General features: G+C 63.4%; 5 protein-coding genes. All 5 read left to right on the top strand.

What is annotated here, in order from left to right:
* The coding region (locus tag NX775_RS23760; RefSeq protein ID WP_307732426.1) for a DJ-1/PfpI family protein at nucleotides 1-720 on the top strand (720 nt) is incomplete at its 5' end.
* Between the two features lie 75 nt (nucleotides 721-795).
* The gene (locus NX775_RS23755) at nucleotides 796-2,253 is read left to right on the top strand and encodes a DUF3375 domain-containing protein (RefSeq protein ID WP_258838227.1); all 1,458 of its coding nucleotides are present in this window, start codon (nucleotides 796-798) and stop codon (nucleotides 2,251-2,253) included.
* 7 nt (nucleotides 2,254-2,260) lie between these two features.
* The gene (locus tag NX775_RS23750; protein WP_258838226.1) at nucleotides 2,261-2,854 is read left to right on the top strand and encodes a DUF4194 domain-containing protein; all 594 of its coding nucleotides are present in this window, start codon (nucleotides 2,261-2,263) and stop codon (nucleotides 2,852-2,854) included.
* A complete protein-coding gene (locus tag NX775_RS23745) occupies nucleotides 2,851-6,246 on the top strand; it encodes an ATP-binding protein (RefSeq protein WP_258838225.1) in 3,396 nt (1,131 codons plus the stop codon). Before NX775_RS23750 ends, NX775_RS23745 begins: the two co-directional genes overlap by 4 nt.
* The gene (locus NX775_RS23740) at nucleotides 6,246-7,445 is read left to right on the top strand and encodes a Wadjet anti-phage system protein JetD domain-containing protein (RefSeq protein ID WP_258838224.1); all 1,200 of its coding nucleotides are present in this window, start codon (nucleotides 6,246-6,248) and stop codon (nucleotides 7,443-7,445) included. The genes NX775_RS23745 and NX775_RS23740 overlap by 1 nt, the downstream gene beginning before the upstream one ends.
* Nucleotides 7,446-7,767 lie beyond the last annotated feature (322 nt).

The raw sequence follows: 7,767 nt of genomic DNA, 5'->3' as shown, positions 1-7,767 counted from the left end.
TCGATACCGTATCGAACGTCAAAATACACCGATCTCATTGTCAAACCACACCGACCCAGCAAGGACATCACGATGAACGTCTATCTCACGGTAATCGATACGATGGCGGATTGGGAAATCGGCTATCTGACGGCCGAGCTGCACAGTCGGCGTTTCTTCCGCGATCCCGCCACGGCATGCAACCTGGTCAAACTCGGGGTAACCCTGGACGCGGTGCACAGTATGGGCGGCATACGGTACGTGCCTGACCTGACGGTCGATACCGTTCAACTGCAAGAGGACGATCTGCTCCTGCTACCTGGTGGCGATGTCTGGCAGATGCCAGTCGTCAGACCATTCCTGACACTGGCGCGCGATGCCCTCGACCAGGGGCACAATGTTGCCGCCATCTGTGGCGCGACGGTTGGTCTGGCCAGCACCGGCGCGCTTGACCGGCGTCGCCATACCTCCAACGATCTCGGATCCTTGCAAGCGGCTTGCCCTGCATACACCGGGCAGTCCCACTACCGCCCTAAGCCGGCAGTTCGCGGCGATAATCTGATTACCGCGAGCGGCCTGGCGCCGCTGGAATTCTCGTATGAAGTGCTGAAGATGCTCAAGGTATGGCGGCCGGCGACGGCAACTGCCTGGTATCGTCTCCACAAGACGCGGCAGGCATGCTGGTACGACGAGCTGGTCGCGTCGATGTCGCCCGAGGCCGAGGGGCCCGTGCCTGGATAGGCGCAGCATCCTTCCCGCTGGCCTCACAGCACAACCCGCAGTACAGTCACGGTATCCGTGACCACTCAGACAACAATGGACTATCAGCAGTTACACGCACAACGCCGCTCGCACCCGGCCTGGCGGCTTCTCGCCGCAGACCATGCGCCCATGATCGCCAGCTTCCTGCACCACGTGTTTGTCGTGCCGAACGTGCGCACCATCGCGCGCCAGCAGCTGGTGTCGCAGCTGGATGACCACCTGTATCAGCTGCACCAGGTCAGCGGCGAGACCCTGTTCCCCAAAAGCGCTGCTGCTTATCTTGATGATTGGGCGTCCGACGAGCGTGGCTGGCTGCGCAAATATTACCCGCCCGGGGAAGACGAACCGCACTACGACCTGACGTCATCGAGCGAGCAGGCGCTCGAGTGGCTGCAGGGTCTGGGCCAGCGCGCGTTTATCGGCACCGAATCACGCCTGATGACGGTCTTTGATCTCCTCAAGCAGATCACCGATGGCACCGAACTCAATCCACGCGCGCGCATCGCCGAGCTGCAGTCAAGGCGGGCCGACATCGATGCGCAGATCGCCCGTATCAAAGAAGGCCACCTGCCCCTGATGGACCCGACCCAGGTGCGCGAACGTTTCCTGCAAATGGCATCCACCGCGCGCGAGCTGCTCGCCGATTTTCGCGCGCTCGACCAGAATTTCCGCACGCTCGATCGCAGTGTGCGCGAACAGATCGCCACCTGGGACGGCGGCAAGGGCGAACTGCTCCAGCAGATCTTCGCCTGGCGCAACCAGATCGCCGATTCCGACGAAGGCCGCAGCTTCCGCGCGTTCTGGGATCTCTTGATGTCGCCTGCGCGCCAGGACGAATTGAGCAAACTGCTCGAGCAGGTGATGGCCCTGGCGCCGATCCGCGAACTTGGTCCGGATCTGCGCCTGCGCCGGATCCACTACGACTGGCTGGAAGCCGGCGAAGTCACCCAGCGCACCGTGGCGCGTTTGTCCGAACAGCTGCGCCGTTACCTCGATGACCAGGCCTGGCTCGAGAATCGCCGTATCATGGAGCTGATTCGCCAGGTCGAGCAAAAGGCGTTGGCGATGCGCGGGCAGGTGCCCGATGCGGACTTCGCCAGTATCGATGCGGCCGGCCCGGACACCGGCCTGCCAATGGAGCGCCTGCTCTACACACCACCGTTCAAGGCCGATCTGCGCGCAGCAGTGGTCGAACAAGCCGACGCCACAATCGTCACCGATGCCTTATTCGAGCAGGTCTACGTCGACCAGGCGCGCCTGACGGGCAATCTGCGGCGCGCCTTGCAGACGCGCAGCCAGGTATCGCTCGCTGCGGTGATCGCCGCGCATCCGATCGAGCAGGGATTGGCCGAACTGGCCACGTATCTGAAACTGGCAACGCAGGATGTTGCGGCCATGATCGATGATGAGCGGACCGAGTCCATCACCTGGACCGGAAGCGACGGTCGCCAGCGACAGGCCACGCTGCCGATGGTGATCTTCACGTTGCGCGATACAAACCACGAAGAATAAAAAATCAATGAACGACGACAACCGACTCGGCCCTGTGCTGGTCAGCCTGTTCCAGGGCGTGCTGTATCGCGAGAGCGCCGAGACCCTTTGGCAAAGTCTGCTCGACCTGCAGGCGCGCGTGCGCGACTATTGCAGCGTGATCGGATTGGAACTGATCCTCGACGACGCCGAGGGCTATGCATATCTGCGCCAGCGTGCCCCCATGCCGGACGCGCCGGACATGCCGCGCCTGGTGCAGCGCCGCCCGCTCAGTTTCCCGGTCAGCCTGATCCTCGTTTTGCTGCGCAAGAAGCTGGCCGAATTCGATGCCACCAGTGGCGACACGCGGCTCGTGATCGGGCGCGACGACATCGCCGATCAGATGCGCCTGTTCCTGCCCGATACCGCCAACGAAGCGCGCCTGCTCGACCGCATGGACACGCACCTGAACAAGGTTGTCGAACTGGGCTTTTTGCGCCGGCTGCGTGCGCAGGACGGCCAGTTCGAAGTGCGGCGTGTGCTCAAGGCGTTCGTCGATGCGCAGTGGCTCGACGACTTCGCGCAGCGTCTGGATAGCTATGCGACGCACGCCGGGTCGCTCGATGCGCGGGAGGCCGAATGAACGCGCCGCACGAAGCGCAGCCGAGCGTGGAGCACGAAGCGGAGCAGGACGCACCGGCGAGCAGCCTGCGCGCAGGATTCCGCTTGCGCCGGTTCGAGGTCTACAACTGGGGCACGTTCGATGCCCGTGTGTGGCGATTGCAGCCCGATGGCGACAATATGCTGCTGACGGGGGATATCGGCTCCGGCAAGTCGACCATCGTCGATGCGTTGACGACGCTGCTGGTCCCGGCCAACAAGGTCTCGTACAACAAGGCGGCCGGCGCCGACGCGCGCGAGCGCACGCTGCGTACCTATGTGCTCGGACACTTCAAGTCCGAGCGCGGCGATACCGGCATGAGTGCGCGCGCCGTCGCGCTGCGCGATCACCGCAGCTATTCGGTACTGCTCGGCGAATTCTGCAACGAGGGTTATGAGCAGACGGTCACGCTCGCGCAGGTATTCTGGTTCAAGGATCCGCGTGGCCAGCCCGAACGCTTTTATGTGGTGGCTGAAAGCGCGCTGACCATCACCGAGCATTTTTCGGGCTTCGGCAGCGACGTCACGCAGCTGCGCAAGCGCCTGCGCGCCATGGCTGGTGTCACGTTGCATGACAGCTTCCCCGCGTACGGCGCCGATTTCCGGCGCCGCTTCGGCATCGGTTCGGAGCAGGCGATGGATCTGTTCCACCAGACGGTATCGATGAAATCGGTGGGCAACCTGACCGAATTCGTGCGCGAGCACATGCTCGAACCGTTCCCGGTGCAGCCGCGCATCGATGCGCTGATCACGCACTTTGACGACCTCAATCGCGCGCATGAAGCAGTGCTCAAAGCCCGCGCCCAGATCGAACGGCTGCAACCTCTGACGGCCGATTGCAACCGGCACGCCGCGCTGGTGCAGCAGGTTGACGAGTTGCGTGGCTGCCGTGACGCACTGCGGCCCTGGTTCGCCCACCTCAAGGGCGAGCTGCTCGACAAGCGGATTGCCAACTGGGCCCTCGACGAAGAGCGCGCGGGCGCCAGGCTCGCCCAGCTTGCGCACGAGCGGCGCACGCAGGCCCGCACGCGCGACGAACTCACGGCCGCCATCTCGGCCAATGGAGGCAACCGCATCGAGCAGATCCGCGCCGAGATCGCGCGCATCGAAGAGAGCAAGAAAGAACGCAGCGAACGCGCGCAAAAATATGACCTGATCGCGGGGGCACTTGGCCTGCCGGCAGCAGTCGATGCGGATACCTTCGACGCCAATGGCCGCGCCATCGCCGCGGGCCAGTCCGAGTGCGTCAGGCAACGCGACGAGCGCAGCAACCGGCTGACCGAGGCGGGTGTGACGGTGCGCGAGCTGCGGCTGCTGCACGGTGAACTGACGGGGGAGCTCGAGTCGCTGCGCCAACGGCGCTCGAACATCCCCCGCCAGATGCTGGCCGTACGCGCCGCATTGTGCGAGGCGCTGTCGATCGCGCCCGATACGCTGCCGTTCATCGGCGAATTGATTCAGGTACGTGACAACGAGCGTGCGTGGGAAGGCGCTGCCGAGCGCCTGTTGCACGCTTTCGGCCTGTCACTTCTGGTGCCCGAGGCGTACTACGCCCAGGTGGCCGCATGGGCCGAGCGCACGCATCTTGGCGCGCGGCTCGTGTATTACCGGGTGCGGCCGCAAGCAGCGAGTCAGCCACCGACGCTGCATCCGCAGTCGCTCGTGCACAGGCTCGCCATCGAACCGGCCTCGCCGTTCTACAGCTGGATCGCGTATGAACTGGCGCGCCGCTTCGACTACGCCTGCTGCGAGAACATGGACCAGTTCCGGCGCGAACAGCGCGCGATCACCCGCAATGGCCAGCTCAAGGCCGGCGGCGAACGTCACGAAAAGGATGACCGGCGCACGATCGACGATCGCACCAGTTACGTGCTGGGTTGGTCGAACGATGCGAAGATCGCAGCCCTTGCCCGGCAGGAGCGTGACCTGGCCACGCGCATCTCGGCACACGCCGCGCAGATCGTCACGCTCAAGCGCGAGGTACAAGACGACAACAATGTGTACGGCCTGTGGCAGCAGCTGGCGGTGTATGTGCACTTCGCGGAGCTGGACTGGAAGTCGCTGGTGGCATCGATCGACCGGCTGGAACGCGAGCAGGAAGAACTGGCGGCAGCGTCCGACCTGCTGCGCACCTTGCAGGAGCAGCTGCGCGCACTGGGCGATGCGCAGGTTGCGCTCGACGCGGACCATGCGGCGGCGGCGGCCCTGCTGGCGACCCTGGTCGAAAAGCTGCGCACGGCGCGCGAGCAGCTCGCGCAGTGCGATGGGCTGGCAGCGGCGGCCGACGAGGCGATCCGCGCGCGCTTCGTGGCGTTGGCTGCGTTGCGTGAGCAGGCGCTGGGCGAACATACCCTCACGGTGGAGTCGTGCGACAACCGCGAGCGTGACATGCGCGACTTCATACAAGCCAGGCTCGATGCCGAGACCCGGAAGATCGAGCGCCTGCGCGACACGATCATCTCGGCCATGCAGGATTACGTGCGCACCTGGCCACTGGATGCGCGCGAGGTCGATGTCAGCATCGATGCCGCCGCCGAATTTCAGCGCATGCTGCACGTGCTCGAAGCGGACGACCTGCCGCGTTTTGCCGATAAGTTCAAGGGTTTGCTCAACGAGAACACGATCCGCGAGATTGCCGGCTTCCAGTCGCAGCTCAAGCGCGAGCGCGAAACGATCCGCGAGCGGGTCGACACCATCAACGCGTCCCTGCATGCGATCGACTACAACCCGAACCGGTATATCGCCCTGGAAGCGGCGCCGAGCCTGGACGCCGACCTGCGCGACTTCCAGCAGGACCTGCGCAGTTGCACCGAAGGCTCGCTCACCGGGTCGGCCGACGAGGACTATACCGAGGCGAAGTTCTTGCAGGTGCGGCGCATCATCGAACGTTTTCGCGGGCGCGAAGGCAGCGCCGAGATGGATCGGCGCTGGACCCGCAAGGTGACCGACGTGCGCAACTGGTTCGTGTTCTCGGCGTCCGAGCGCTGGCGCGAAGACGATCGCGAGCACGAGCACTACACGGATGCGGGCGGCAAGTCGGGCGGCCAGAAGGAAAAACTGGCCTACACCGTGCTTGCGGCCAGCCTGGCGTACCAGTTCGGCCTCGAATGGGGTGCGGTGCGCTCACGGTCGTTCCGCTTCGTGGTCATCGACGAAGCGTTCGGCCGCGGCTCGGATGAATCGGCGCGCTATGGACTGGAACTGTTTCGCCGCATGAACCTGCAACTGCTGATTGTCACGCCGCTGCAGAAGATCCACATCATCGAGCCCTACGTCGCCGGGCTGGGGTTCGTGCATAGCGAAGAAGGGCGTCAGTCGATGCTGCGGTACCTGAGCATCGAGGAGTACCGCGCCGAACGTGGGACGCGCGCGTGATGGGCGAAGCGCGCAATGCCTGGTCGACGCCTGCCGATATCGTCGCCGGCGTGCAGCGGCTATGGGACAGCGGCGCCTTGCTCGCTGCGCGCCTTGATAACGCCCCGTTGTTCCCGTACGAGCTTCGCCTGCGCCAGCCCGGTGTCGCCGCCATGGGCGAGCAGTTCGAGCAGGTGCGGAGCTGGGTTGCCATGCTCAAGGCAGGCAGCCGCGCGGAGCAGGGGCACGGCTATGACCTGACGTGGCGCGACATCAATCACCGCCAGCTGGGGCGCAACAGCATCCCGTTTGCTGCGGTGATTGACACCGAGGCCGAGGCGCTTCGCATGATTGGCCGTGTCCGTGACGCGCGCCAGTTCGATACGTTGGCGGCCGCCACGCTGTCCTCCTTTCCTGAGCTGCGCGCGTGGGTGCGCAGTTATCCGCGCAAGCTGCTCGAACATGCCAGCGGGTGGGAGCGCATCCTGGCGGTGCTGCACTGGTTCGTCGCGCACCCCCGGCCGGCGATTTATCTGCGCCAGCTTGATATCCACGGCGTCGACACCAAGTTCATCGAGGCGCGCAAGGGGCTGTTCGCCGAGCTGCTGGATCAGGTCTTGCCGCGGGCGGCGATTCTTGATACGACCGGGCCGCGCCAGTTCGAGGGGCGCTATGGTTTGCTGGGCAAACCACCCCTGATCCGCTTTCGCATGCTCGACGAGGCGCATTACATCGGCGGCTTGTCGGATCTGACAGTGCCCGTGACGCAGTTGGCGCAGCTGCGCACGGGCGTCGAGCGGGTGTTCGTCACCGAGAACGACATCAATGCACTTACGTTTCCGCAGGTGGGATCAAGCATGGTGATCTTCGGTGGCGGGTACGGCATCGATCGTCTGGCGCAGATTGATTGGTTGCGTGACCGCGATATCGCGTATTGGGGCGACATCGATACCCACGGGTTCGCAATTCTCGACCGCCTGCGTGCGGTCTTGCCAACGGTGCGTTCCCTGTTGATGGATACGGGGACCTTTCAGGCGCATCGCCACCTGTGGGGAAGTGAAGATGCCGACAAGCGTTTCACGGGCGAGCTGATCCGGCTCACGGATGACGAGCATGCGCTATATGACACGCTGCGCGATAACGTTCTGGGCGAGCGGCTTCGCCTGGAGCAGGAGCGTATTGCTTATGGATGGGTTACCAGTGCAATTCAACCTGAGTGACATGATTGCCTTGCGGGCTGGTCTTGCGTTTGTTATAGTCTCGCTCCCTCGACGCAGAAGCATTCAAATGGATGCAGCAGCGAAGAGGGAAGAAAAAAGAAGTTGACGAACATCGCAAAACACCGCATACTCTCTCTTCTCTGCTGCTGACGAACACAACGCTTCGAAGCAAACGGCAGAAAATGCAGTACCGAATAAAGTTCTTTAAAAATTAACAGTCGATAAGTGTGGGCGTTTGATGAAGGTGCCAAAGACTTCGGTCTTTGATTACTTAAATTATCAAATGTTCACAAAAAAGAAATACGTTGCTTCAGCAATGAAG

The organism is Massilia aurea (assembly GCF_024753205.1).
GTDB lineage: Bacteria > Pseudomonadota > Gammaproteobacteria > Burkholderiales > Burkholderiaceae_D > Telluria > Telluria aurea.
This window is presented reverse-complemented; position numbering and strand designations above follow the sequence as displayed.